The sequence below is a fragment of the Streptomyces sp. NBC_00385 genome, assembly GCF_035917155.1.
Lineage (GTDB): Bacteria > Actinomycetota > Actinomycetes > Streptomycetales > Streptomycetaceae > Streptomyces > Streptomyces poriferorum.
Genome location: NZ_CP107951.1, coordinates 3,997,994 through 4,020,526 on the forward strand (window position 1 = coordinate 3,997,994; position 22,533 = coordinate 4,020,526).

The 22,533-nt window shown below is 70.8% G+C and carries 22 protein-coding genes, 1 tRNA gene and 1 riboswitch; of the genes, 16 read left to right on the forward strand and 7 right to left on the reverse strand.

Annotated features, from left to right (window positions below; translation table 11 throughout):
• Window positions 1-29: 29 nt before the first annotated feature.
• The 3 genes from lhgO to OG959_RS17630 all read left to right on the forward strand — a co-directional run bounded on the left by lhgO (window position 30) and on the right by OG959_RS17630 (window position 4,058).
• A complete protein-coding gene (gene lhgO / locus OG959_RS17620; protein WP_326659541.1) occupies window positions 30-1,286 on the forward strand; it encodes an L-2-hydroxyglutarate oxidase in 1,257 nt (418 codons plus the stop codon).
• A complete protein-coding gene (trmB, locus tag OG959_RS17625; protein ID WP_442805589.1) occupies window positions 1,279-2,214 on the forward strand; it encodes a tRNA (guanosine(46)-N7)-methyltransferase TrmB in 936 nt (311 codons plus the stop codon). Before lhgO ends, trmB begins: the two co-directional genes overlap by 8 nt.
• Window positions 2,215-2,420: 206 nt before the next feature.
• Window positions 2,421-4,058: a PrsW family intramembrane metalloprotease gene (locus OG959_RS17630; RefSeq protein WP_326659543.1), complete on the forward strand. Its 1,638-nt coding sequence runs from the start codon at window positions 2,421-2,423 to the stop codon at window positions 4,056-4,058.
• A 24-nt stretch (window positions 4,059-4,082) separates the two neighbouring features.
• Here the strand turns inward: OG959_RS17630 and OG959_RS17635 are convergent, their stop codons facing one another.
• The 4 genes from OG959_RS17635 to OG959_RS17650 form a co-directional block, all read right to left on the reverse strand.
• The gene (locus OG959_RS17635; RefSeq protein WP_326659545.1) at window positions 4,083-5,027 is read right to left on the reverse strand and encodes an aldo/keto reductase; all 945 of its coding nucleotides are present in this window, start codon (window positions 5,025-5,027) and stop codon (window positions 4,083-4,085) included.
• A 309-nt stretch (window positions 5,028-5,336) separates the two neighbouring features.
• Entirely contained in the window at window positions 5,337-6,506 is a 1,170-nt protein-coding gene (locus tag OG959_RS17640) for a M23 family metallopeptidase (protein ID WP_326659546.1), read from the reverse strand.
• 11 nt (window positions 6,507-6,517) lie between these two features.
• Window positions 6,518-6,672, reverse strand: a riboswitch (cyclic di-AMP (ydaO/yuaA leader).
• Between the two features lie 275 nt (window positions 6,673-6,947).
• A complete protein-coding gene (locus OG959_RS17645; protein WP_326659548.1) occupies window positions 6,948-8,111 on the reverse strand; it encodes a PP2C family protein-serine/threonine phosphatase in 1,164 nt (387 codons plus the stop codon).
• 233 nt (window positions 8,112-8,344) lie between these two features.
• Window positions 8,345-8,418, reverse strand: a tRNA-Met gene (locus tag OG959_RS17650).
• 526 nt (window positions 8,419-8,944) lie between these two features.
• Here OG959_RS17650 and OG959_RS17655 point away from each other — a divergent pair.
• Together OG959_RS17655 and OG959_RS17660 are read left to right on the forward strand one after the other, a co-directional pair.
• On the forward strand, window positions 8,945-9,328 hold the full coding sequence (locus OG959_RS17655; protein ID WP_326659550.1) for a hypothetical protein: 384 nt from the start codon (window positions 8,945-8,947) through the stop codon (window positions 9,326-9,328).
• A 153-nt stretch (window positions 9,329-9,481) separates the two neighbouring features.
• A complete protein-coding gene (locus OG959_RS17660; protein WP_326659552.1) occupies window positions 9,482-9,892 on the forward strand; it encodes an SHOCT domain-containing protein in 411 nt (136 codons plus the stop codon).
• A 108-nt stretch (window positions 9,893-10,000) separates the two neighbouring features.
• Here the strand turns inward: OG959_RS17660 and OG959_RS17665 are convergent, their stop codons facing one another.
• The 3 genes from OG959_RS17665 to OG959_RS17675 all read right to left on the reverse strand — a co-directional run bounded on the left by OG959_RS17665 (window position 10,001) and on the right by OG959_RS17675 (window position 12,897).
• Window positions 10,001-10,231 (reverse strand): hypothetical protein, encoded by a 231-nt coding sequence (locus tag OG959_RS17665; RefSeq protein ID WP_326659554.1) that lies wholly within the window; start codon window positions 10,229-10,231, stop codon window positions 10,001-10,003.
• A 328-nt stretch (window positions 10,232-10,559) separates the two neighbouring features.
• Window positions 10,560-12,119, reverse strand: coding sequence for a site-specific integrase (locus OG959_RS17670; protein ID WP_326659556.1), 1,560 nt, complete (start codon window positions 12,117-12,119; stop codon window positions 10,560-10,562).
• Between the two features lie 373 nt (window positions 12,120-12,492).
• A complete protein-coding gene (locus OG959_RS17675) occupies window positions 12,493-12,897 on the reverse strand; it encodes a helix-turn-helix transcriptional regulator (protein WP_326659558.1) in 405 nt (134 codons plus the stop codon).
• Between the two features lie 233 nt (window positions 12,898-13,130).
• On the opposite strand from OG959_RS17675, the gene OG959_RS17680 reads away from it, so the two are divergent.
• The 11 genes from OG959_RS17680 to OG959_RS17730 all read left to right on the forward strand — a co-directional run bounded on the left by OG959_RS17680 (window position 13,131) and on the right by OG959_RS17730 (window position 22,517).
• Window positions 13,131-13,448 carry a helix-turn-helix domain-containing protein gene (locus tag OG959_RS17680; RefSeq protein WP_326659560.1) on the forward strand — a complete coding sequence of 106 codons (318 nt, stop codon included), beginning with the start codon at window positions 13,131-13,133 and terminating at the stop codon, window positions 13,446-13,448.
• Entirely contained in the window at window positions 13,445-13,747 is a 303-nt protein-coding gene (locus OG959_RS17685; protein WP_326659562.1) for a DNA-binding protein, read from the forward strand. Before OG959_RS17680 ends, OG959_RS17685 begins: the two co-directional genes overlap by 4 nt.
• Before the next feature lie 49 nt (window positions 13,748-13,796).
• Window positions 13,797-14,378 (forward strand): hypothetical protein, encoded by a 582-nt coding sequence (locus tag OG959_RS17690; RefSeq protein WP_326659564.1) that lies wholly within the window; start codon window positions 13,797-13,799, stop codon window positions 14,376-14,378.
• The gene (locus OG959_RS17695) at window positions 14,378-14,647 is read left to right on the forward strand and encodes a hypothetical protein (RefSeq protein WP_326659566.1); all 270 of its coding nucleotides are present in this window, start codon (window positions 14,378-14,380) and stop codon (window positions 14,645-14,647) included. Before OG959_RS17690 ends, OG959_RS17695 begins: the two co-directional genes overlap by 1 nt.
• Entirely contained in the window at window positions 14,644-17,298 is a 2,655-nt protein-coding gene (locus OG959_RS17700) for a bifunctional DNA primase/polymerase (RefSeq protein ID WP_326659568.1), read from the forward strand. Before OG959_RS17695 ends, OG959_RS17700 begins: the two co-directional genes overlap by 4 nt.
• A 356-nt stretch (window positions 17,299-17,654) precedes the next feature.
• A complete protein-coding gene (locus tag OG959_RS17705) occupies window positions 17,655-19,289 on the forward strand; it encodes a DEAD/DEAH box helicase (protein ID WP_326659570.1) in 1,635 nt (544 codons plus the stop codon).
• A gap of 86 nt (window positions 19,290-19,375) precedes the next feature.
• Window positions 19,376-20,098: a DNA methylase gene (locus OG959_RS17710; RefSeq protein ID WP_442805749.1), complete on the forward strand. Its 723-nt coding sequence runs from the start codon at window positions 19,376-19,378 to the stop codon at window positions 20,096-20,098.
• Window positions 20,099-20,175: 77 nt separating this feature from the next.
• Window positions 20,176-20,982, forward strand: a complete 807-nt coding sequence (locus OG959_RS17715) for a hypothetical protein (RefSeq protein ID WP_326659573.1) — start codon at window positions 20,176-20,178, stop codon at window positions 20,980-20,982.
• Window positions 20,979-21,116, forward strand: a complete 138-nt coding sequence (locus OG959_RS17720; RefSeq protein WP_326659575.1) for a hypothetical protein — start codon at window positions 20,979-20,981, stop codon at window positions 21,114-21,116. Before OG959_RS17715 ends, OG959_RS17720 begins: the two co-directional genes overlap by 4 nt.
• A 172-nt stretch (window positions 21,117-21,288) precedes the next feature.
• Window positions 21,289-21,669 (forward strand): hypothetical protein, encoded by a 381-nt coding sequence (locus OG959_RS17725; RefSeq protein WP_326659577.1) that lies wholly within the window; start codon window positions 21,289-21,291, stop codon window positions 21,667-21,669.
• A gap of 185 nt (window positions 21,670-21,854) precedes the next feature.
• Window positions 21,855-22,517 carry a hypothetical protein gene (locus OG959_RS17730; protein ID WP_326659579.1) on the forward strand — a complete coding sequence of 221 codons (663 nt, stop codon included), beginning with the start codon at window positions 21,855-21,857 and terminating at the stop codon, window positions 22,515-22,517.
• Window positions 22,518-22,533: the final 16 nt, after the last annotated feature.

Here is a 22,533-nt window from a genome sequence, read left to right on the forward strand (position 1 = left end):
AGTGCACTATCGGGGTGGGAGGTGGCGTGATGATGACGCACGCGGCGTACGACTGCGATGTGCTGGTGATCGGCGGCGGGATCGTCGGCCTGTCGGCCGCGTATGCGATCACGCGGACCGCACCGGGCACACGGGTGACCGTGCTGGAGAAGGAGTGGGGCCCCGCGCGCCACCAGACCGGGCGCAACAGCGGGGTGATCCACAGCGGTATCTACTACCCCCCGGGCTCGCTGAAGGCGCGGTACGCGGTGCGCGGCGCGGCGGAGATGGTCGACTTCTGCCGGGAGCACGGCATCTCCCACGCCGTGACGGGCAAGCTGATCGTCGCGACCGGCCGCGCCGAGCTTCCCCGGCTGCACGCCCTGGTGCAGCGCGGCCGGGAGCACGGGCTTCCGGTGCGCGAGCTGGGGCCCGCGCAGATCGCGGAGTACGAACCGCGGGTGCGGGGGCTCGCCGCGATCCGGGTGGGCACGACGGGGGTGTGCGACTTCGGCGCGGTCGCCGAGCGGTTCGCCACCGAGGTGCGGGGCGGCGGCGGCCTGATCAGGTTCGGCGCCGAGGTCACGGAGATCGACCGGCGGCCGTGGGGCGTCGCGGTACGGACGGCGGACGGCCTGGTGGTGCGGGCCCGGGTGCTGGTCAACTGCACGGGGCTGCACTGCGACCGGGTGGCGCGGCTGGCAGGGGACGACCCGGGGATGCGCATCGTGCCCTTCCGGGGGGAGTACTACGAGCTGGCCCGCCCCGAGCTGGTGCGCGGCCTCGTCTATCCGGTGCCCGACCCGGCGTTCCCGTTCCTCGGCGTCCATCTGACCCGCGGCCACGACGGCAGCGTCCACGTCGGGCCGAACGCCGTACCGGCGCTGGCCCGCGAGGGATACGGCTGGCCGGTCGTACGGCCACGCGAGCTGCTGTCCACCGTGAGCTGGCCTGGTTCCTGGCAGATCGCCCGCAGGCACTGGAGGTACGGGGCGGGCGAGGTGCACCGCTCGCTGTCGAAGCGCGCGTTCACGTCGGCCGTCCGGCGGCTGCTGCCGGAGGTGACGGAGGACGACCTGCGCCCCTCCCCCTCCGGGGTCAGGGCCCAGGCGGTGCTGCGGGACGGCACGCTGGTGGACGACTTCCTGATCCGTGAGGCCCCGCACACCGTGCACGTGCTCAACGCCCCGTCGCCCGCCGCCACGGCCGCACTGCCCATCGGGCGGGAGGTGGCACGCAGGGCGCTGCTCCGGGCACAGGGGACGGGGTGGAAGCCGCCCGCCGTAGAATCAGGGCATTGTGTCTGAGCCCTTGAACCCCTCCCCCGCGACGCCCGGCGACGCCGCTGCCGAGACGGACAGCACGCTCCCCTCCGGGACGCTCCCCACCGATCCGCCCGCCACCGGGACGGACGGCACGGCCTCCACCGGTGCGGACGACGCCGCGCCCGCCACCGCCGGAATCCCGGACGAGCTGCGCGCCGCGGCCCTGGACCGTGCCCGCAGGCTGCGCCAGGAACCCCGCTTCCCCGGCGGCCCCGCGGCCGATCCGGCCGGTTCGCACCACGAGCGCCGGATCCGCAGCTTCCAGCCGCGCCGCAGCCGGGTCACGCCCGGCCAGCAGGACGCCCTGGAGCGGCTCTGGCCGAAGTGGGGCCTGGACATCGACGGGCTGCGCGTCCTCGATCTGCCCGAGCTGTTCGACGGGCTCCCGGTGGTCCTGGAGATCGGCTTCGGCATGGGCGAAGCCACCGCGCAGATGGCCGCCGACGACCCGGGCACCGGAATCCTCGCGGTCGACGTGCACACCCCGGGCCAGGGCAACCTGCTCGGTCTCGCGGACCGGAACGGCGTGTCCAACATCCGGGTGGCCAACGGTGACGCGATCATCCTGCTGCGCGAAATGCTGGAGCCGGACGCCCTGGACGGGCTGCGGGTGTACTTCCCCGACCCGTGGCCCAAGTCGCGCCACCACAAGCGCCGGCTGATCCAGCCGGAGTTCCTCGACCTGGCGGCACAGCGCCTGAAGCCCGGGGCGGTCCTGCACTGCGCGACCGACTGGGAACCGTACGCCGAGCAGATGCTGGAAGTGCTGACCGCGCACCCCCGCTTCGAGAACACGTCGGCGGACGGCGGCTATGCGCCACGGCCCGCGTTCCGGCCGCTGACCCGGTTCGAGGGACAGGGCCTGGACAAGGGCCACGTGGTGCACGACCTTCTCTTCGCCCGCCGCTGACGGAACCGGGGGCCGGGCGGTCTTCCAGGGGCCCGGGCGGTCTTCCGGGGTCCCGGGAGTAGACCCCGCGCCAGGGATGCCGGCCGCGGGAGCCGCCCGCGCGTCACGGCCGTCGGTGCAGGAGCCGCCCCCGCGCCATGGCCGTTGTCCGCGGGAGCGCACCACGCGCCATGGCCGTTGTCAGTGCCGCTCGTTAGGGTCGTGGGGTGTCCGACGGGTCTGTTCAGCAGCGACAGTCTCAGCCGGCCGTCCCGTCGCTCGAGGAGCAGCTGGCCGGCGGCGGGGTCCTGACCGCTGTGCCGGACCGGAGCCAGTGGCGTTACCGCCCGCGCCGCGTCGGCATGCTGTGGCGGAGCAGGACGCTCCGCGTCGTCGCCGTCTTCACCGTGCTGGCGCTCTGCGGCCTGGTGATCCTCGCCCTGGTCCGCGACCAGACGGGGACGCACGGGTTCCTCGTCGGGTTGGGTCTGGCCGTGCTGCCCGTCCCGGTCCTGATGACGGCGTTCCGCTGGCTCGACCGGGTCGAACCGGGGCCGTGGCGCAACATGCTGTTCGCCTTCGCCTGGGGAGCCTGCGCGGCCGCCCTGGTCGCGATCCTCGCGAACTCCTTCGCGACGCGGTGGATCGCCACGGCCACGGCCGACCCGGGCAGCGCGGACACGCTGGGCGCGACGGTCATAGCGCCCGTGGTGGAGGAGAGCGCCAAGGCAGCGGCCGTGCTGCTCCTCTTCCTCTTCCGGCGACGGGACTTCGGCGGGATCGTCGACGGCGTGGTCGTCGCCGGTTTCACCGCGACGGGTTTCGCCTTCACCGAGAACATCCTCTATCTGGGCAACGCCTTCGGCGAGGACCAGCAGCTCGGCTCGGGCTTCGCCTCGGTGACCGCGGCGACGTTCTTCGTACGTGCGGTGATGTCACCGTTCGCCCATCCGCTCTTCACCGTGCTGACCGGCATCGGTTTCGGGATCGCCGCGAGCAGTGCGCGCCATCAGCGGGTCCGGCGCCTCGCGCTCCCGCTGCTGGGGCTGCTCCTTGCCATGGGCATGCACGCCCTGTGGAACGGCTCGTCCTCGTTCGGCCCGTACGGCTTCTACGCCGTGTACGGGGCCTTCATGGTCCCGGTCTTCGGGCTCGTGACCTGGCTGGCGGTCTGGGCCCGCCTGCGCGAGCTGCGCACCCTCGGCATCGAGCTGCCGGAGTACGCGGCGGCCGGCTGGCTGTCCCCCGCCGAGCCCTTCGCCCTCTCCTCGATGCGGGCCCGCGGCATGGCCAGGGACATCGCCCGCCGACGCGCGGCGGCAGCGGCGGCCGAAGGCCCGTACGGCAGGCCCCACAGCCACGCCCACCACCCGGCGTACGCTCCCGCGCACGCCCATGGCCCCGCGCACGCCCACCCTCCGATATCCGCTGCGGCGCGGAAGGAAGTGAAGGCCCGGGGCAGGGAAGCGGCCCGGGCGGTGGCCGAGTACGAGTCGTTCGCGACCTCGCTCGCCTTTCTGCGCCGCCAGGCCCGCCGCGGCACGGCGGGCCCGGACTTCGCCGAACGTGAGCGGGAGTTGCTGCATCACCTGTGGCAGCGCAAGGAGACCGCCCGCCCCGCCCTGACCTTCGCGGCGCAGGCCACGGGCCGCCTGCGCCCCCGTTCCGCACCCGCGGCACACCCTCCGTACCCGCACGCGGCGTACGCGCAGCCCGCGCACCCGTACGCCGGGCAGCCCTACAGCGCGCCGCCGTACGCGAACGCGCCGTACCACCCGCTCCCCGGTACGTACGCGAACCCGCCGTACTCCCCCTCCCCTCCCCCGTACACGAACCCGCAGGGATACGGCGGGCAGGAGGGCTAGGCCAGGAGGACTGGGCCAGGAGGACTAGGCGGAGGCCTCGGTGAGGTCCGCCAGCTCCTGGTCCGTCAGCCGCAGTTCGGCGACGGCGACCAGCGCGGGAAGCTGCTCGACCGTACGGGCGGAGGCGATCGGTGCGGCGACGGTCGGCCGGGCGGCCAGCCACGCCAGCGCCACGGTCGCGATCTCCGCGTCCCGCTCCTGTGCCACCCTGTCGAGTGCGGCAAGCACCTTCTGTCCCCGCTCCGACTCCAGGTGCGTGGCCGCGCTCCCGGCGCGGGCGCTCTCCACAGCCGCACCCGGACGGTACTTGCCGGTGAGGAAGCCGGAGGCGAGGGCGAAGTACGGGACGGCCGCGAGCCCGGCGTCGGCTGCGGTGTCCTGGAGCTCGCCCTCGTACGTGTCGCGGGAGACGAGGTTGTAGTGGGGCTGCAGAGCCACGTAGCGGGCAAGCCCCTCGCGCTCGGAGAAGTCCAGCGAGGCGCGGAGCCGCTCCGGGCTGATGTTGGATGCGGCGATCTCGCGGACCTTGCCGTCCTTCACCAGCTGGTCGAGGGCGGTGATGATCTCCTCGACCGGGACCGTCTCGTCGTCGAAGTGCGTGTAGTAGAGATCGATGTGGTCGGTGCCGAGCCGGCGCAGCGACTCCTCGACAGCCGCCTTGATGGTGGTGGCGGAGAGCCCCTTGTAGGCAGGGTGTGAGCCGACCTTGGTGGCCACGACGATGTCGGAGCGGTTGCCGCGTGCGGCGAGCCACTTGCCGATGAGGGTCTCCGACTCGCCGCCCTCGTTGCCGGGGACCCAGGCCGAGTAGGCGTCGGCGGTGTCGATGAAGTTGCCGCCGGCCGCCGCGTACGCGTCGAGCACCGCGAAGGACTGCGCCTCGTCGGCGGTCCAGCCGAAGACGTTGCCCCCGAGGGCGAGCGGGAAGACCTGGAGGCTGGAGGAACCGAGCTTGCGGAGAGAAGTCATGGGTGGAACAACCACCTCCACGGGCTCCGCTATTCCGTGGCCTGTACATCTGAACCGGTGGACGCGGGGATGCGGAAGTGACGGAGACAGACCGGCAGCGGATGTGGAAGTGGCGGGGACAGACCGGCAGCCCTGACGTCGGGGGGTGAGCGTCAGGGCTGCCGGGGTTTCGTGGCCGGAGAACCGGCGTGAAGGGGGCGGTCTCGGACCGTCCTGAGGAAACGGTCCCCTCGGACCGTCCTCCGAAAGCGGCCCCCTCGGACCGTCCCGGGGAAACGGTCCCCTCGGACCGTTCCGCAGGAAGCGGTCTCAGACCGTCAGGCCCCGGGCCTGCAGCCAGGCCATCGGGTCGATGCCGGTGCCGTCCGGGGTGTGGACCTCCAGGTGGAGGTGCGGGCCCGTCACGTTGCCGGTCGCGCCGACGCGTCCGATGGTGTCGCCCGTCGTGACCTTCTGGCCGATGCTGACGTCGATCGAGGACTGGTGGCAGAACCACAGCTCCGTGCCGTCCTCCAACTCCAGGACCGTGCGGTAGCCGTAGGAACCGGAGTAGCCGGCCGACTTGACCGTGCCGGTGTGGATGGCCTTGATCGGGGTACCGGTCGGCGCCGCGAAGTCGAGGCCCGTGTGGTAGCCGGAGGACCACATCGATCCGGCCTCACCGAAGGTCGAGGTGATCGTGTACGAGGAGGTGGGGATGGCGTAGCTGGCGGCGAGCTTGGCGAGCCGCAGCGCCTCCGCCTTCTTCGCAGCCTCCTCCGCCGCCTTCTTCTTCTCGGCGGCGATCTTGGCCTCGGCCGCGTCCTGCTGCTTCTTCGCCTCGGCGGCGGCCTTCTCGGCGGCCGCCTTCTCCGCGGCCGCCTTGACCTCGGCGTCGGCGGCGTCCTGCTGCTGCTCGGCCTGCTGGAGGATGCGGGCGCGGAGTGCCTCACCGGCGTCCGTGGTTCCCTGCTCGGCCTCGGCGGTGGTGATACCGGCGGTCGTCAGCGGCGCGGAAGCGGTCTCGGCCGCAGCCTTCTCCGCAGCGGACTCCGACTCTCCCGAGAACAGTGCGCCGACGCCCGGGAGGGACTTGGCGTCGGGGAGATTGTCCGAGATGGAATCGGGAAGAGAGATGGAGACCGGCGGCTTGCTCTGGGCGGTGGCCATGCCACCCGCACCGACGGCCGCGATGACGCCGACACCGAGGACGGTGGAGCTGCGGGCCAGACCATTGCGCTGCTTGGCGACGCGGTGCTTGCCGCGCACGGGACGGATGGACTCCTCGGTGGGGTTCCATTCCTCCCAGGTCCTGTCGGGCCCGGCCTCGTCGGTGCGGAAGTCGTTTCCGAAGTCGCTGCCCCGATCGGTCCCGTAATCGGTCGCGTAGTCGGCCCCGCACTCCGTACCGAATGCGGTGGCGGGCCGGGTGGCGAAGTCATCGCCGTGCTCGGACCGGAACCGAGAGGGAGCTTCGGGGGCAGGCTTGTTGGACGCCACGGGGGCGCACTCCTTTCCTTCCTTCTCGCCTACCGGGTTAGCTGACGGGTTCGGAGCAGGAAGGTCTCCTACGGGTTCCTCCGTCTCACAAACAAGACAGAGATGCCCGATTCACCCCATGTAGGTGGTTCCCCGGTTCCCTTGCGGAATTCGGCGCTCGCGCACGGTGCCGCCACTGACGGCGGCTGGGACAACCGCGCTGCGTTATCGAACGTTAATAGACACCGGGGTCCGATTCCAAGCCGTTCCCACTGATCGTTCACGTCCTTGGCCTGGACTTTACGGGACACAACCGGGTGCAATCGGGCGAGTTGATCGCCCCTCGGTCATCACCCGGTTTCTGACGTTGCGTCAAATGTTATGCGGAGGGGTGCCCTTCGGTTACGGACGGTGGCATCGCCGTCCACTGCTCCCACCGCACCTTGACCGCGGGGACCCGGCTCAGCCGCCGCCGTCGCCCAGACCGACGATCTTCACGGTCCTGCGCCGGTCGGGCTGCCCCTCGGCGGGCCGCACGACCGCGAGCAGCGCCATGTCGTCCGTCGACTCGCCCCCCGTGTGCAGCCGCACGTCATCGGTCAGTGCGGAGAGGAGCTCCTCGGGCCCCGGGAAGATCCGTCCCCGCAGCCGCTCGGCAGGGTCGTAGAAGACGCCTTCGACGTTACGGGCCTCGGAGAGGCCGTCCGTATAGAGGAGGAGCGTCGCCCCGGCCGGCAGGTCCCACTCGTCGGCCCGGTCCGGCCACACCCCCAGGTCCATCCCCAGCGGCAGCGCCGGCACCGACGGACCGAGCACCTCCAGCTCCCCGTCCGTGTGCAGCAGCAGAGGCTCGGGGTGACCGCGGTTGACGATCCGCACCAGGCCCGACCCCGGCGGGACCTCGGCGAGCACGGCGGTGATGAACCCCTCGAACGCGTCCAGGCCACCACGCCGGTCCGACTCCCGCGCCAGCGCGCGCTCCAGCCGCAGCGCGACGCCCTCCAGCGTCTCCTCCTGCTCGGCCGCCTCCCGGAAGGCCCCGATGACCACCGCCACCGCCTCCACGGCATCCAGCCCCTTGCCGCGCACGTCCCCGACCACCAGCCGCACCCCCTGCGGGCTGTCCGCCACAGAGAACAGGTCGCCGCCGACGAACTCGTCCGCCTGCGCCGCCTCGTACCGCGCGGCCACCTGAAGCCCGCCGATCCGGTCCGACGGTGTCGGCAGCACCGCCCGCATGGCCGTCTCCGCGATGACGCGGGCGGAGGCAAGCTGCTCGTTGCTGCGCCGCACGACCCCGTTGATCACGACAGCCAGGACGGAGACGGTGAGGACGGTGAGCAGTTCGATGGAGGGCACGACCTGCAGCAGGGTGCCGCTGGACAGCCGCAGCACGGCGACGGCCAGCAGCGCGGCGACGCCGGTACGGACCGTGCTGGCCAGCGAGAAGAACGGCGCGGCGATCAGCGGGGCCGCCGCGAACAACGGAATGGCGGTGAACACGGGCGGGGTGAGACCGTCGAACAGCACGCCCCCGACGATCATCAGCGTGGGCAGCAACCTGACGAACCGGCGGGTCCGCACACCCCCGGCCCGCCTCGTCCGCCGCTTCTCCCGCTTCCCCACCTACTGCTCTCCTGCCCGGTGTGTCCACGGCCGCGGACGGTACCGCGCACCACCCCCAGGCTTCCCGGAGCAGGGTCGCGGGGCGACTCCTCGTCGGCCAATGGGGGTACGCGAACGCGATACGACCCCGCACCGGCCAACCCGGCGGGCCACGGACCGACGGGCCAGGGGCCCACGCCGTACAAACGAATCAGGCCCGGCACGCTGTATGCATGCCGGGCCTGATTCTTCAGTAGCGGGGACAGGATTTGAACCTGCGACCTCTGGGTTATGAGCCCAGCGAGCTACCGAGCTGCTCCACCCCGCGTCGGTAAACACAACTCTACGGCATGTTCGAGGCACTCATGACCACCCTCATGACCACCCGGCGTACACCCCGGCGCGCGCACCCCCACGGGCGACGCCCGGGCCCACAGCCCTGGCCCACAGCCCGACCCGCCCCGGACCTGCTGATCGGACCCTGATCGGACCTGTCGGCCGCCCTCAGGCCCGCCCTGTGCACCCCTACCCGCATTCGGCACCCGTTCCCCCAACCACACGGCTTGGAGGGCGAATCCACGTCGGCGAACCCGAACAAACCATCCCCGTGGCCGCCTTGACGGCGCACACCGGCAGCAGAGGACAGCCCGCCTCCCGTGGAGGGACTTCACCGGCCCGTCAACGTGTCGAAAACGAGAAGGTGTTGCAAGGAACACGTGTTCTGCCGCAAGGTAACTGCTGCATCCCCCGGACCGGTGGGCTGCCCGTGCGAGCAGGCCCCGGAACGCGCAGTCACCGCGCCCCACAAGCCACTCCCGGTCTCTCATCGCAGCCTGTCTGGAGGGCCCTCGACGATGACCGCACCGCTCACTCCCGCTCCCGCCTCTGCCCCGGCCGCACCGGCCACACCGCCCTCGCCCGTACGCGGCGCCGTCATCAGCGGCGTCATCGGCGGCCTGATGGGTGCGGTGATGAGCGCGGCGGTGAACTACGTCGCCGTCGGCCTCCCGGACAGTGAATCGGTCAACGCGCTCAACCATGCGATATCGGGCCTGATCAGCGGGTTCATCGCCGGCTTCATAGGAATCCTGGTGCACAGCCGAAAGTCCGCAGCGGCCGCACGCGCCGCGGAGGCCACGACCGCGCCCGCCGCCCCGCAGCCGTCCGATCCCGCCGAGCAGCCCTCCGACACGGTCTCCGCCGAGGCCTCCGGCACCGCCGCCGTACCGGAGAAGTAGCCACCGCTCCCCGCCGCGCCGCGCCGCATCACACCCGCCCGTCCTTCTTCCCCCTCCTGGCGGAACAGGGGAAACCTCAACGGGCGAACGCCCAAATGCGGTGATATGACTGATTTCAGATTCAGCCATTCGACGCGGCGCCTGGAGTGGACGATGGACGATTACCCTCTGCTCAACCTGTTCTGGACCATGCTCTGGTTCTTCCTCTGGATCATGTGGCTCTTCCTCCTGTTCCGGGTCATCATGGACATCTTCCGCAGTGACGACCTCGGTGGGTGGGCCAAGGCGGGCTGGCTGGTCCTGGCACTGGTGCTGCCGTATCTGGGCGTTCTGATCTACGTGATCGCTCGTGGCAAATCCATGGGCCAGCGGGACGTGAAGGACGCGAAGGAACGCGATGCGGCCTTCAAGGCGTACGTGAGAGAGGCCGCGGGCTCGTCCGACGCGAACGGCGCGCCGAAGAGCAGCCACGTCGAGGACCTTTCGAAGCTCGCGGACCTCAAGGACAAGGGCGCGATCTCGGAAGAGGAATACCAGCGGGCGAAGACGAAGCTCCTCGTCTGACCACCCGACACGGCGACGGTGCCGGCTGCTCCACGGCCGGCACCGTCGCCGTGTCGTGGCGTGTCTCGCCGTGCCCTGTCTCGCCGTGGCGTGTCATGGGGTGCCGTGTCATGGCGTGTCCTGGCGCGTGTCCATCGCCGACTCCCACTCCTCACGGGCGGGGCCGTCGTACCCGGGCGCGAAGTCCGGGTGCTCCGCCGGCCAGGACGCCACCCGGGCGCGCACCTCCGCGGTGCCGTAGGCCTGGTCGGCGGGCTGGACGAGGTGGCGGATGCGGGCACGCGCCCGCATGACGACCGGGTCGTCCCAGGCGGCGGACTCGGGCCGAAGCGGCTCCACCCGGCCGGGACCGGGTGGAGGCGCTTCTTCGCAGGTGCCGGGCTTGCGCCCGACCCTGCATCGCGTAGGCCGTGTGGGACTCGAACCCACAACCAACGGATTAAAAGTCTGCGGAGGCCCCATAGGGTCTCGTGCGGTCCCGTTGACCACGGTCGGCCCCGTACGCTCCCGTGCTGGTCAGCGGGATGCGGTTTCCGTTTCCGGTCACCCTACATGCGGTCTCGTGCGGTCTCGTGCGGTGCCGTTGGGTGGCGTTGGGGCCAGCACGGAGCCAGCAGAAAGGCCCCGCCACCTGCGGTGACGGAGCCTCGCTCGTTCCATAACCAGACTACTCCTCCGGCGCCTTCACCGGGGGCTGCTCGGCCGCCTTCCTGGCCCGCGGTACAACGGCGGCCGCGCGCTCGGTCAGCTCGTCCTCGTACTCCTCGAACAGCTCCATGTACGTATCGCTGGTCAGCACGATCGTGGAGTGCCGCAGCTTCACCTTCGCGTCGTGCAGGTCGCCGCCGCCGGCCTTCACCAGGGCCGCCGCGCCGTGCCGAAGGTCGCGCAGGTTGATGGGTGGCAGCTCAGTGGAGGCGAGGATCTCCCGAAAGGTGTCGGAGAACGTTTCGGGGTGCACCCACGAACCGTCCTCCTTCGCGAACACCTTGCCCGTGTCGGTCCACGACTTCTCGGCCGCAAGCCGTGCGGCGCGCTCCTGCTCCTGGCGCTCCTTGTGCGCGAGCAGCACCTCGACGGTTCCGGCGTCGACCTTGACGGTGCCAGCCGACCCGGCTGTCTTCGGGTCTGTCTCGATCGCAGTCCACCCGTCGACCACCAGCTCCTTGGCCACGGTCACCGTGCGGCGCTCGAACGAGATGTTCTCCCAGTCCTGGCCGGCAGCCTCGCCGCGACGGAACCCGTGGTACGCCACGAGATGGAAGAACGGGTAGAACTGGTGCCCCTCGGCCGCGTCGAGGAACTGGCCAAGCTGTGCCGGGGTCCACACCATGACGGGGCTCGGCCGCTTCCCGGTCTCCCGCCACCGTGCGACTCGCTCGTCCGTCCAGAGCATCCCCTTGGGCCGGGCGGCGGGCTGGAGCTCGACGTGCTTGGCCGCGTTGAACGTCGTGACCTGCTTGGAGATCGCGTAGTTCAGGGCGATTCGCAGCGTGCGGCGGATGCTCTGCACTGTGGCCGGCCCCGTGGCCTTTCGGAACGGCGGCATCTTGGCAAGCTTCGCGCGCTCCTCCGCCAGGCGCTCACGCTCGGCGGCCGGCGGCCGCCCGCCCTTCGCCCACTTCGCCCGCTCTACCTGCTCGCGGCGCGCGGCGTTCTCTGCACGAATGACGTCGGCCCGGTCGGCAATCTCGTCGAACAGCTGCTGCGCCTGGCCGACACCGAATCGGTCGACGCGGTAGTGGCCGACGCCGGGGTCGAGGTGGACGCGGATGTGCGAGCGGTAGCCGTTGGTCGTCGTCTGCCGTGTCTTCTTCGATCCGAGCCAGGATTCGAACAGCTGGCTCATCGTCATCTTGCCGTCCAGGTCCACGCCTACGCCGAGGCGCCGCCGGACCTCGGCCGCCTCGGGGATGGGAGCGCGCTCGCGCATCACGGAGGCGAGCAGGTCGCCCACGCGCACCGCGCCGTCCACGTCGTCTTCGACCAGGTCGAGGATGGCGCCGAGCCGAGTCAGATCCTTCTGGGCGTCCTTCACCATGGCGTACCCGGTGCGCCTGAACGTGCGTCTCTTGCCGTCGGCGGTGGGGGGCAGTTCCTGCCGGACAGCGTGGGCGCCGTGCGCCTTCTTCGGCAGCTTCGGGCATGCCGTGCCGAGCAGGCGACCATCGGGGCCGCGGCATTCACACCGCTTACTGATGCCACCGGCTCGGCGGGAGGTCGCCATAGGTCACTCCTTCTCGGGCTGCTCCACCACGCCGCACGCGGTCAGCGCGTCCCACATCTCGACGATCTCCTCGACGAGGTCTGCCGTAATTCTGCCCTGGCGTACAACCATTACGGGTCCGTTGGGCGTCTGGACCACTACTACGCCGTGCCCTGCGGGGAGATTCGGGCTCGTGGCATACCTCACAGTGGACTGCGTCGTCGATGCACTGTTCATCGTCGCCCCCGCTCGCTCATACGTTCGAATCTTGGAGCGTTCCACTCCGCTTTAGGTGCGCTCCGTCACATGCCGACATCATGTCACTACGAAGGGTTGGTGCCTACACCCTTTCGGGGGGCATCACCGTAGGTAACGTTCAGGTCAAGGGCGGCGGTCAGTCGTCTTCCTGGCCTGGTGGCGCGAACGCGTCGATGAGCCGCAGGAGTTGCTCGCGCTGGTCCTGAGTCAACCTGCCGGCACGCCTTACGAGGGCCGACGCTTCGCCACTCTCCGCCCACACCCGCTCGATCCCGAAGAACTGCGCGGAGGCTGCGTCCTGCAGCTGACTCAGCGGGAGGTTTACCGCTGCGGCCAACGCCCTGAGCTGGGGCAGCCTTGGCGGGATAACCGATTCTCCGCTCTCCAAGCGGTAGACCCACCCCGATTTCACCTGAGTCCCGGTGCGGGGGTCGATGCTGCGCTCTTGGAACTGCGCGAGCGAGAGCCCGAGTTCCGCACGGCGGCCGCGAATCAGGTCGGCGAACTCCGTCGTCTCGACCTCGGCCTCGTTCTCGATCATGACGCTCATCCTGTCACTCCAGGTGCATGGCTGTTCAGGGTGATCACTTGAGTGCTGGCTTATCTCACCATGTCGCAGGCGTGCGACATTGCGCGACCTGAACGGATTGTTCAGGCAATGACACGGAAGCGCTAGAGCACTTTCAGGGCGCACTGGGGGCGCGACGCGCCCCATCTTCAACTATCTGGACAGAGTGTTCAGATCGTGCAATGCTCCTCGCACCGTTCAGAAAAATGAACGGACCACTCAGCGAGGTGAACATGAGCGAGGCACCCATGTGCCGCATCTACGACCGCGACCTCCTGGCCCGCCTCATGAAGAGGACCGGCACCGGAGCGCGGCTGACCACTCGTGACCTGGCCAGCGTCGCGGGGCTCCCCCACGGGACCGTCGGCGCGCTGCTCAACGGGGACCAGCGGTTCATCTCCCGCGACAAGGCCCAGCGAATCGCCGCCGCGATCGGCGTGGACCTGATGGTCGTCTTCGTCCCGTGCGAGCGGGCCGGACGCGTCTTCGTCGACACCACCGCACCCATGGCGGTGCCGGCATGAGCGCCAAGACCGCCACCGCACTGACGGAAGCCGAAGTGCTCGCCCTCCCCGCGATGACGACCGCCGAGCAGGCGTTCGCCGCGCTCGGGATCGGCCGTGACCTCGGCTACAAGCTCATCCGCCAGCAGGAGTTCCCGCTGACCGTCGTCCCCATCGGCCGCGCTCTCCGCGTCCGCCGGGTCGACCTCCTGGCCTTCCTCGGCCTGGAAAACAGCGATGCCGCCAGGGGTCCAGCCCTGACGGCATCGAGCGAACGCAACACAGATACAGCCGCGAAGCAGAACGGAAGCGCTCGATGACCACTGTACGAGAGACCACTGACACCACGCAGTCCGTTGGCGGTGCCGCATGAGGTGCGACGAGCCGCTGTCTCGCCCCGGTGAGGACTACTCCTACCGCGACTGCCCGCTGGAGCTGGGCCACCCCGGGGATCACGACTACTTCGGGGAGAGGTTCCCTCGCCCCGAGGCGACTGACGGTCTGGACCCGGAGATCGCCGATCTGATCGAGGCGGCCGCCCGCAAGCGCGGCATCTGGGACCTGGACGAGCGGCAGTGGCCGATCGTCGTTGAGGTCACCAGCGTCTACGTCATCAAGGCGCCGGGTGAAACCGAAGACGAAGCCCTCGCGTACTGGGCCGACAGCGGTGAGTACCCCGACCTGGACGGCGAGCAGGCGATCGACGGCGGGTTCGAGATCCGCCGCGCCGACCGCTACCAGCGAGACAGCCTGACCGGCGCCCCGATCGGCCCGGTCATCGCGTGCCCCGGCTGCGGCCGACAGGCCATGCGCCGCGAGTGGTTCCACGACCCGTACCGGAAGTGCCACGGCCCGATCGACTGGCGCGAGAACCCCCACGCTCGGACGCCCCAGTACCGCTACAGCCGCGAGCACAACGCCACCCCCGTCACGCAGGCGGTGGCTGTCTGATGACTCGCACCACGGCGGCCGGGGGCAACACCCCCGGCCGCCGGGCCCCGGCCCCCCAGCTTGAAGTCGTCGCCGCGCTCTTCGTCGACTTCGGCGTCGACCGGGGCCCCGAAGAAGAACAGCGCCCCCCGCGCGCTCGCTACGAGTGCGTCCCCTGCAACTACCGCAGCCATGTCGTCACCGGCGCCGCCGCCGTAGCCGCCTTCGTCGAGACCGCGGCCGACGCCCACCGCGCAGTCTGCCCCTCACGCCAGGAGACCCACCTGTGACCGACGTGCAGAACCCCGACATGCGGGCCTCCGCCCGCGAGTACGACGACGCCGGGCTGTGCGTACTCACCATCAAGGCCGACGGCACCAAGGCGCCGGCAGTTCGCTCCTGGACCCCGTACAAGGTGACGCGCTCCAGCGTGGCCGAGCACGACGCCTGGTTCCCGGCGGACAGCACGGCGGGCATCGCCGTCGTCTACGGCGCGGTGTCCGGCAACGTCGAGATGATCGAGTTCGAAGGGACCGCCATCGCCGACGGCCTCCTCGACGACGTCACCGAAATCATGGGAGCGTCCGGCCTGGGCGAGGAATGGCAGGCCATCCTCACCGGCTGGGCGAGCGAGTCCCCGTCCGGCGGCCGGCACTTCCGTGTCCGTCCCGACGGCGCGCCTGTCAGCGGCAACATCAAGCTGGCGTCCAGGCTCGCCTGGCCGGAGGAGTACACCCCGGAGGAGAAGCAGCGCCTGGCGGAAAAGCCCAACTCCCGCATCGTCCGTGTGCAGATCGAGACGCGGGGCGAGGGCGGATACGGGCTCGTCGAACCGAGCTGCGGCACCGTGCACGCCACCGGCCGCCCGTACCTGCGCATCGCGGGCGGGCCCGCCACCATCCCCACCATCGCGGCAGACGTCCTCGACGCCATCCACGAGGTGTGCCGGATGGTTGACAAGCTGCCGAAGCCCGAGGTGGCCAAGGCGACGCCGCGACCCATGCCTCCCCTGCCCGACGGTGGCCTCCGCCCCGGCGAGGACTACGAGCGCCGCGCCGACTGGGAAGAGATCCTGCACGGCCTCTTCCGCCCAGTCATCACCCGGGGCACCACCACCTATTGGGGCTGGGCCGACGGGCAGGGCGGGGTGAAGGCCACCACCGGCCGCGCCGCCGACGCGGACCGGCTGTTCGTCTTCACCACCAGCTCCGATTTCCTGCCCGAGGTGCCCTACTCGAAGTTCGGGGCCTACGCGCACCTGCACCACGGCGGCAACTTCAAGGCCGCGGCCGCCGAGCTGCGCCGCCGCGGCTTCGGTTCCGAACCCGCTCGGCGCCGGCTGGCAGCCGCCCCGGCGCCGAGCGGCCCATTCAGTGACGGGTCCGCCGCGCTCGATCACGACACTGCGGCCGAGCAGGCCCCCGGGCACACCCAGCCGGACCTCCAGGTCGTCCCGGCCGTGCGGCCGGACCTCGACATCACAAACGAGGTCGACGCTATCGACGGGGTCCTCGATCTCATGCGGACCGACCAACTGCCCGACCTCTACAAGCGGTCCGGCGGGCCGTGCTGGGTCCACCACGACGACAGCGGGAACCCCGAGGTCAAGGCGCTCGGCACGGACAACCTGCGCGCCTACCTGGCCGACCACCTGACCAGCTACACCGTGCGCGTCGACCCGAAGACGGAGATCGAGACGGAGGAGCGAGAGCTCCTCATGCCCAAGACGTGCGGGACGCTCCTCGGCCGGAAGGACTGGCCGCTGCCGACCCTGCGCGGCATCGTCACCTCCCCCGTGATCCGCCCCGACGGATCCCTGCTCCAGGCCCCCGGGTACGACCGCGAGACCGGCCTCTACCTCCACCCCCGCGTCGCGCTCCGACGGTTGAGGGCCGAGGTCACCGCGGACTCGCTGGCCAAGGCCAAGGACATCGTCCTGCACAAAATGCTGGCCGACTTCCCGTGGGTGCAGCCGTCCGACGGGGCTCACTACCTCGGCGCGCTGCTGACACCGATCCTGCGCCCGTACTTCCACGGGGCCACCCCGATGTTCATCATCTCGTCCACCTCGGCCGGGTCAGGGAAGACGCTGCTGAAGGACATCTTCAAGTACGCCTACGGCAGCTCGGACACGCCGTGGCCGGAGAACGACACCGAGCTCCGCAAGAGCATCACGACGCAGCTGTACACCACCGGCCAGCCCGTCATCGTCCTCGACAACCTGCCCAACGGCTACACCGTAAAAAGCCCCGTACTGTCCGCGCTGCTCACCGCCGAGACGTGGGGCGACCGCGTCCTTGGCGCCAGCGCCTCCGTCACCATGCCGAACGACCGGCTGTGGATCCTCACCGGCAACGGCCTGCAAACCGGCGGCGACAACGCCCGCCGCGCCATGTGGGTGCGCCTCGACCCCGACGTCCCCGACCCCGACCAGCGCGACAACTTCAGGGTCGGCGACCTGCGCCCCTGGCTCCGCGCCAACGCGTCCACCGTCGTCGCCGCCCTGGTCACCATGGTCCGTGCCTGGGTCGCCGCCGGAGCCCCCACCATCCGCACCCGCAAGGGCGACTACTCCGAGTGGGCGTCGATGATTGCCGGCCTGCTCGACTTCCTCGGCGTCTCCGGGTGGATGACCGACCGGGCCGACGCCATGAAGCAGGACAGCGAGACCGCGGAGTGGGCCGCCTTCCTCATCGCCTGGCACGAGCGGTTCGGCGGGGAGACGATCACCGCCGGGGCCGCTGGCAGCACGCTCGCCGAGCACGCGCCGCGCCACCCGAAGACCGGCGAACTGCCGAGCGCGAACGCTCTGGGCGCCTGGCTTAAAGCGCGGGACGGCCGCTTCTTCGGCAACCTCCGCATCGTCCGCGTGTGGGACTCCCACCGCTGCTCGAACCAGTGGCGCGTCGAAGCACACCAGCGCCCCGAGGCCGAGCAGTGACGACCCCGCGCGATGCAGGGACCGCAGGGACCTTGCAGGGACCCGTGCAGGGAGCCAGCCAGCTCCCTGCACGGCCCCTGGCCTGCACCTCTGCCGGGAGGCAGGGACTTGCAGGGACTTGGCCCCAGCCCCCTAACACCACGCGCATCACACACACATCACACAACACACATTCATCTGCATGTGGTGCGACGTTCTCCAGCTCCACTAATGCACTGGCTTACGGATATCTCCCTGCAAGTCCCTGCGTCCCTGCAAAACCGCAGACCAGAGCGCCGCAAGAGCGCTCCGCAGGTCCCTGCACCACTCCCTGCGGCTCCCTGCACTCCCTGCAAAGCCCCAGCACCCACAACGAGGTGACGACGACCGTGCCCGAGACCTTCCGCCCCCGCCCCTACCAGACCGCCGCCATCCAGGCACTCACCGCCGGATGGGCTGGCCCGTCGAACCGCCTGGCGGTCGTCCTGCCGACCGGTGCCGGCAAGACCGTGGTGTTCGCCAACCTCATCGCCCAGATGCGCCAGCAGCTAGGTCGCAAGCGGGCGTTGGTCATCGCCCACAGGGAGGAGCTCATCGAGCAGGCCGCCGCGAAGATCCGCGCCGTGTGCCCGGACCTGCGCGTCGGCATCGTCAAGGCCGAGCGCAACCACCACCGCGTGATGGATGTGATCGTGGCGTCCGTTCAGACGCTGGCGGTGAAGCGGCGCCGCGAGCAGATCCAGGACATCGGGCTGGTCATCGTCGACGAGTGCCACCACGCAGCCGCTGCCACGTACCGCAAGGTGCTGGAGCACTTCGGGGCCTGGGACGGCACGCCGGTCGCCGGGTTCACCGCGACGATGACGCGCACCGACGGCGGCCTGGCCGAGGTGTGGCAAGACGTCGTTTTCAGCCTCGACATCCTGGAGATGATCGGCGACGGCTTTCTCTGCGACGTCCGCGGGCGCCGCGTGACCGTGGCCGGCCTCGACCTCGACGCGGTGAAGACCCGCAACGGCGACCTGGCGGACGGGCAGTTGGGCCAGGCGCTCGACGACTCCGGCGCGGCCGCCACCATCGCGGCCGCGTACACCCAGCACGCCGCTGACAGGCCGGGCGTGGTGTTCACCCCGACGGTGGCGACCGCCCGGTCCATGGCGGCCGCGTTCGCTGCCGCCGGGATCTCCTCGGCCCCGATCTGGGGCGACATGCCGCGCGACCAGCGCGCGCAGGAGCTTGCCCGGTACCGGTCTGGGGCCGTGCAGGTCCTCACCAACTGCATGGTGCTCACCGAAGGGTTCGACGCCCCGTGGACGTCGTGCGTTGTCGTCGCCCGCCCCACCAAGTCCCCCGGGCTGTACTGCCAGATGGTGGGCCGCGGTCTGCGCCTGCACGACGGGAAGCGGGACGCCCTGGTGCTCGACGTGGTCGGCGCCTCGACCCGCCACAAGCTGGCCAGCATCGTCGACTTGACCACCCAGGAGATCGACGAGGTTCCCGAGGACCGGCCGCTGCGCGAGGTCGTCGAGGAGTACCGCGTGGAAGAGGCCCGGCGCCTGGTTGTGCAGCAGCTGCACATGGAGGAGTTCAACCTCTTCGGCCAGTCGAGTACGCAGTGGCTCCGCACCGAGGCTGGCACGTGGTTCATCCCGCTCCGCCAGGACCTCTTCCTCTTCCTGGTCCGTGACCCCGGCGGCCGAACGTACCGGGTACGGCGGTGGGACGCCGGTGAGGGCTCACGGCCGCCGAACCCGGACCCGTCGATGCCGCTGCCGGACGCCATGCAGTGGGCCGAGCGGGCGGGGCGCGCGCTCGCCCCGGCGCACTTCGTCGCGAAGGACGCGAGATGGCGGAACCAGCCCGCGACGTCTCGGCAGATCGGCTACTGCCGGAGCCGCGGAATCCCTGTCCAGCAGGGCGCCACGGCTGGTGAGGTCGGTGACCTCCAGGCCGTGCACCGAGTGAACGGCGTGCTCGCCCGGCTCTCCGCTACCTCGCTGGTTGCCGCGTGACCGCCGCCGTGGCCCGTGCCCTCCTCGACACCCCGCCACCCGACCCCATCCCTGGGCAACTCGACCTGGAGCACACCGTGACCGACCTGACCGTCAGCTCACCCCCCGCCGTGCGTGTACTCGACCTGTACTCCTGCTCCGGCGGCGCGGCATGGGGCTACAACGCCGCTGGACTGGAAGTGGCCCGCGGCGTGGACATCGTCCACCGCCCGCGCTACCCGTTCCCGTTCACGCTGGACGACGCGATCCAGTGCCTGCTGGCCCACGGCCGCGACTACGACTTCATCCACGCCAGCCCACCGTGCCAGAGCGAGTGCTCCCTGACCGTGGGCACCAACCGGTCGCGCAAGTGGGGCGCCGGCAGCGACCACATCGACTTGGTGGGGCCGACCAGGAGAGCGCTGGACCACATCGGTGTCCCGTACGTGATTGAGCAGCCCATCGGCAAGGCGAAGATCCGCAAGGACCTGACGCTGTGCGGCGAGCAGTTCGGGCTCGGCGTGATCCGTCACCGGGACTTCGAGCTGGGTTTCTGGGAGGCCCCTCAGCCCGCCCACATCCCGCACCGAGGCCGCGTCCGCGGTTGGCGCCACGGCCAGTACTTCGACGGCCCGTACGTCGCCGTGTATGGCGACGGCGGGGGCAAGGGGACAGTCCGCGAGTGGCAGGACGCCATGGGCATCCACTGGACCGACGTGCGCAAGGAGCTGGCCGAGGCGATCCCGCCCGCCTACGCGCAGTACATCGGCGAGCAGTTCCTGGTGCGGGCCCGCGAACCGGCCGCACAGCAGCTCGCCCTCACCCCGTGACCAGCAGTACGCCCCGGCCGGCGGCTATCCGGCCGGGGCGCCTTCCCATCCTTCCACCCGCACCCGAGGAGTCCCTGATGCCCGACACCACACCCACCACGCCCGCACCGTTCCGGTACGTCGACGAGGACGACTTCCACCTGTCCGCCCACCTGGTGTTCAACCTGCCCGCCACGCTGTCGATCACGATCGAGGGCAGTGACGAGCCGCAGTCGGCACACGTTCCGGTCGGCGACCTGCCGAAGGTGCTGGCCGGGATCGCCGCGGCGGCCGGGCTGCCCCCGGCCCGGTTGGTCCTCGGCACCACCGACCAGCAGCCCACAACCGCCGAGGCCGAGCGACAGGCCGACATCGCCGACAGCGTCACCGCCCACACGAAGGCCCTGCTCACCCGGCGCACGGAGACGCTGCGCAAGCGCGCCGAGCGAGCCGAGGCTGAGCGGGACCAGCTGCGAGCCGACCGGGCCGCCGTGCTCCGGGAGGCCGAGGCGAAGGCGCGGGAGATCGTCGCCAAGCTCTGGGGCGACGGCACCACCCAGACGCAACTGGACAGGGCGGGCGGCGCCCGGGCCGTCGAGTGGGAGCTCGGTCTCATGGCCAGCGGGAGCCGCTTGGCCGACGAGGCGCAGCAGCCCGAGCCCGCGCGGTTCTGCGGCCGGGCTGACTGCCTGGCCCCGGGCCACCGATTCATGCTCGGCACCACGGTGCACACCTGCACCGGGCAACCGGAGGCCGAGATTTGCGGCAGGTTCGTGCCGGACACGCCTCGCGCACCCGGCCTGTGCGCGTCCTGCGGCGACGCCCGGGGATGGCACGCCCGCGAGGCCGTCGAAGAGCAGCCCGCCGCCGACCAGCCGGACACCGAGACCGAGGCGCAGCGATGAGCAGCCCGCCGCCCTGCCTCTGGACCAACAACTGCGCCTACGACGACGACGCCGGCATCTGCCCCTGCGAAGACGACGACATCACACCCGAACCCCGACCCATCGAAGACGTCCCCACCGGGAGCTACCTGTGACCCGACCGAGCAGCAGCCCCCGGGGCGAGCACGCGCCCCGCCCTGGCGTCACCTGGGCGACCACGACCGTCGGATGGGCCGGCGAGCAGCTGGTCGATGACGCCGCCCCCGCGCCTCGCCCGAACCGGGCCACGCGACGAGCAGCACAGCGAACAGCACGACGGAGGACACAGTGACCGAGGACCCCACCCGGGAGCAGCTGCTCCACCTCGCCGAGCGGGCACGCCGCGGCGTGCTCCTTCCCGCCGAAGGGGCACTGCTCGCCGACGCCATGGCCGAGCTGACGGAAGAGGTCGTCAACGCCACGCAGACAGCCGAGTTCTACGAGGCTGCCCACTCCCGCATGCGCGACCGAGCCGAGGTTGCCGAGGTCCGAGCGACCGCCCACATCACCGGGTTGGAGCAGCGCGCCGAGCAGGCCGAGGCCGCCATCGAACGCGTGCGGGCCGAGCTCGCGCTCTGCGACTGGCCCCACGCCGAAGTCCGCGCCGACCGCATCACCGACGCCCTCGACCAGGCGCAGCAGCCCACCACCACGGAGGCGCCGTGCTGAGCGCCGTCCTGTACCGGCTCCGGACCCACCACCGATCCGACCGGGCCCGCCGAAGGAAGCCCGTCTGCCGCTGCGGCCGCAACCACCCCGGACCCCGCCGCCCCACCGCCTGACCCGTCGCCCGGCCGGACCCCACCCGGCCGGGCACCCCGCACAACACCCGCCAGATCAGCAAGGAGAACGACATGGGCACGTGCCTGCTCTGCGACACGAACGACAGCGCCGGCGGATACCTCTGCCTCGCCTGCACCAAGAACACCGTCGTGCGGCTGGAGTGCCTGCCCGACCTGTACGACGGGCTGCTGCCGTTCCTCGCCCCGTCCACGGCCGTGGCCCTGGGGCGCAGCGGGAAGGGCGGCCCCGCCCCGCTCCCGGTGCGCACGGAGACCCTCGACCTGCGCGGCCCCGGCGGCATGGTCGGTGTCGTCGAGGACCACCTCGCCGCCGTCCGCCAGGAGCGCGGCATGCGCAGGCTGGTCCCCGTCGGCTCGGTCGAGACCAGGCTCAAGGCCGCCGTGGCCGGACTGCGCGACAACATGCCGTGGATCTCCGTGTCCTGGCCCGAGGCCGGCACATTCGCCGGAGAGATCCGCGACCTGACGCGGTCCGTCCGCTCGATCATCGCGCCGGAGCCCGCCGTCGACCGTGGCGAGCGGCTCGGGAACTGCCCGGCGATGGACCCGTCCGGAACGCTGTGCGGCGCCGTGCTGTGGCTTCCCCGCGGCGAGAAAGCAGTGAGGTGCGAGTGGTGCGACACCCGCTACCCGCCGTACGTCTGGCACCAGTTGAAGGCGTGGATGACCGAGGACGAGAAGGCGCGCGATTCCGCAGAACCCTTGCGCGTCTAAGCCTGGGTTAGATAGA

What these genes read in the sequence shown, in the direction of transcription:
- OG959_RS17660 (WP_326659552.1), top strand. Translation starts at nt 9,482, where the DNA reads ATGGACGATTACCCTCTGCTCAACCTGTTCTGGACCATGCTCTGGTTC.
- OG959_RS17730 (WP_326659579.1), top strand. Translation starts at nt 21,855, where the DNA reads ATGGGCACGTGCCTGCTCTGCGACACGAACGACAGCGCCGGCGGATAC.
- OG959_RS17655 (WP_326659550.1), top strand. Translation starts at nt 8,945, where the DNA reads ATGACCGCACCGCTCACTCCCGCTCCCGCCTCTGCCCCGGCCGCACCG.
- OG959_RS17635 (WP_326659545.1), bottom strand. Translation starts at nt 5,027, where the DNA reads ATGACTTCTCTCCGCAAGCTCGGTTCCTCCAGCCTCCAGGTCTTCCCG.
- OG959_RS17675 (WP_326659558.1), bottom strand. Translation starts at nt 12,897, where the DNA reads ATGATCGAGAACGAGGCCGAGGTCGAGACGACGGAGTTCGCCGACCTG.
- OG959_RS17715 (WP_326659573.1), top strand. Translation starts at nt 20,176, where the DNA reads ATGCCCGACACCACACCCACCACGCCCGCACCGTTCCGGTACGTCGAC.
- lhgO (WP_326659541.1), top strand. Translation starts at nt 30, where the DNA reads ATGATGACGCACGCGGCGTACGACTGCGATGTGCTGGTGATCGGCGGC.
- OG959_RS17695 (WP_326659566.1), top strand. Translation starts at nt 14,378, where the DNA reads ATGACTCGCACCACGGCGGCCGGGGGCAACACCCCCGGCCGCCGGGCC.
- OG959_RS17670 (WP_326659556.1), bottom strand. Translation starts at nt 12,119, where the DNA reads ATGGCGACCTCCCGCCGAGCCGGTGGCATCAGTAAGCGGTGTGAATGC.
- OG959_RS17690 (WP_326659564.1), top strand. Translation starts at nt 13,797, where the DNA reads ATGAGGTGCGACGAGCCGCTGTCTCGCCCCGGTGAGGACTACTCCTAC.
- OG959_RS17685 (WP_326659562.1), top strand. Translation starts at nt 13,445, where the DNA reads ATGAGCGCCAAGACCGCCACCGCACTGACGGAAGCCGAAGTGCTCGCC.
- OG959_RS17680 (WP_326659560.1), top strand. Translation starts at nt 13,131, where the DNA reads ATGAACGGACCACTCAGCGAGGTGAACATGAGCGAGGCACCCATGTGC.
- OG959_RS17720 (WP_326659575.1), top strand. Translation starts at nt 20,979, where the DNA reads ATGAGCAGCCCGCCGCCCTGCCTCTGGACCAACAACTGCGCCTACGAC.